The organism is Actinomycetota bacterium, from assembly GCA_036280995.1.
GTDB lineage: Bacteria > Actinomycetota > CALGFH01 > CALGFH01 > CALGFH01 > CALGFH01.
On the sequence record DASUPQ010000678.1, the window covers coordinates 1 to 2,134 of the forward strand.

The 2,134-nt window shown below is 73.2% G+C and carries 3 protein-coding genes; 1 reads left to right on the top strand and 2 read right to left on the bottom strand.

What is annotated here, in order from left to right:
* A partial coding sequence (locus VF468_22985) for an alpha/beta hydrolase (protein HEX5881155.1) occupies nucleotides 1-291 on the top strand: 291 nt, incomplete at its 5' end.
* Between the two features lie 238 nt (nucleotides 292-529).
* Here the strand turns inward: VF468_22985 and VF468_22990 are convergent.
* On the bottom strand, nucleotides 530-922 hold the full coding sequence (locus VF468_22990) for a CBS domain-containing protein (protein ID HEX5881156.1): 393 nt from the start codon (nucleotides 920-922) through the stop codon (nucleotides 530-532).
* A gap of 42 nt (nucleotides 923-964) precedes the next feature.
* The coding region (locus tag VF468_22995) for an HAD-IC family P-type ATPase (protein HEX5881157.1) at nucleotides 965-2,134 on the bottom strand (1,170 nt) is incomplete at its 5' end.

A 2,134-nucleotide genomic window follows, 5' to 3' on the forward strand; every position in this document is an offset into this window, starting at 1 on the left:
CCCAGGCTCGCCCCTGCGGACCCCGCCGACATGCTGGCCGTCATCGATGCCGAGGACGGCTTCGACGCCGCCCCCCAGCTGCACCGCATCACCGCCCCGACCCTGGTCGTGGCCGGCGACCGCGACCGCAACTACACCCCCGAGCTGTTCCGGGAGACCGCCGACCGCATCCCCCGGGCCCGGCTGCGGCTGTACCCCGGCAAGGGCCACGCCAGCATCGCCACGCTGCGCTACCGGCCTGCGGTCGGTGAGATCCTCGAGTTCCTGACCGCCGACAACGCCGAGCCCTGAACCTGGCGCCTGAGGCCGCGCAGGTGGCTGCGGGCCATGATGAAGTCGGCCGGGACGATCATGGCCAGGAACCCCCGCTGGAACCAGGCCGGGTCCCGGCGCATCCGGCGCATCCGGATGCGCCGGGAGGACCCAGAGGCGAGCCTGGCGCGCCCGCTGCCTACCTGAACTCCGATGGCCGACCTGCTGGCCCATGGCGTTTGGCGGTCCCGGCGGGTGCCGTAGCCCCGGCCGCCGCTCAGCCGGGGCTGCCGGCCAGGCGGAAGGCGGTGCCGAGCAGGTCCCGGATCGAGACCATGCCGATCACCTGGCTGTCGTCCTCGGACAGGACGGGCAGGTGGCGGCATTCGAACTCGAACATGGTCGAGGCCACCTCGTGGATGTCGGCGTCGAGGTGGACGGCGGCGGGCGCGGCCGTCATGTAGTCGGCGGCGGTGGCGTCCCGGGGATCGGCCCCGTCGGCGATCGCCCTGGTGAGATCCCGCTCGGTCAGGATGCCCACGAACCGGCCGCCGACGGTGACGACCACGGAACCAACCTGCTCGTTCTGCATCCGCTCGGCGGCGTCGGCCAGGCAGTCATCGCCATCGACGCGCACCACCCAGGGACGGAAGATCGACCTGACGTTCATCTCGCCTCACCTCATCTGGACCTTCGTCCTCATCTGCCAACGCTAGCCGGCGGCGGTCCGGCGCCTCAGGGCCTTGTGGCCCGTTCGCTCCGGGCCGGTCGCCCGGTGCCGGCGAATGACCGCCTTGCGGGTCTCCTCGGCCGCGAACAGCAGCACCGGGGCGACCAGCACCGGTAGCCACTGCGCCAGGGTCAGCGGCCGGTGGCCGAGCAGCGCCTGGATCGGCCCCAGGTAGACGAACCCGAGCAGGGCCAGGCCCTCGGCGGCGACCGCCCCAACCAGCAGACGGTTGCTGGTTGGGCCGAGCGCCCACAGCGACATCGTGGTGCTGCGGCACTCGAAGGCGTTGGCCATCTGGGCCAGCACGATGGCGGCGAACACCATGGTCGATAAGGAGGCCAGCGCCGTTCCGCCGGCCGGCAGGGGGGTCCCCGGATGCCAGCCGAAGAACAGCGCCGCCCCGACCGGCAGCAGGGCCAGCGAGGCGACCGCCTCCACCGGACCGAGGAACCCGAAGGCACGGGCGAGCACGGCGCGGTCGAGCGACCGGGCCGACCGTGTCCGCGGTTGCCGCTCCATCACCCCGGGTTCGGGTGGCTCGGCACCGAGGGCCAGGGCCGGCAGCAGGTCGGTGCCGATGTCCAGGGCGAGGATCTGCAGCACCGACAGGGCCAAGGGGACGCGGCCGGCGGTCAGGGCCCAGAGCGCGAACGGGGCCAGCTCGGCGACGTTGTCGGTGAGGTGGTAGGTGAGAAAGCGCTTGATGTTGTCGAAGGCTGCCCGCCCTTCCTCCACCGCCTCGACGATGTGGGCGAAATTGTCGTCCAGCAGGACGATGTCGGCGGCCGAGCGGGCCACGTCGGTCCCGACCACGCCCATCGCCACACCGATATCGGCCCGGCGTAGGGCCGGGGCGTCGTTGACACCGTCGCCGGTCATGGCCACGACCTCGCCGCGGGACTGGAGCGCCTGGGCGATGCGGAGCTTCTGCTCGGGAGCGATGCGGGCCAGCACCGACACGCCGCCCTCGAGGAGGTCGGCGAGGGCGGCGTCGCCGGCCGGGAGGTCGGCGCCGAGCACCACCCGGCCGTTGGCCAGCCCCGCCTTGGCGGCCACGGCGGCCGCCGTGGCCGGGTGGTCGCCGGTGACCATGACCACCCGGATCCCGGCCCGCCGGCAGCGGGCGATCGCCTCGGGCACCTCGGGCCGCAC

Bases quoted from the DNA above. Each gene is read 5' to 3' on its own strand.
- VF468_22990 (HEX5881156.1), bottom strand. From the start codon at position 922: ATGAACGTCAGGTCGATCTTCCGTCCCTGGGTGGTGCGCGTCGATGGC.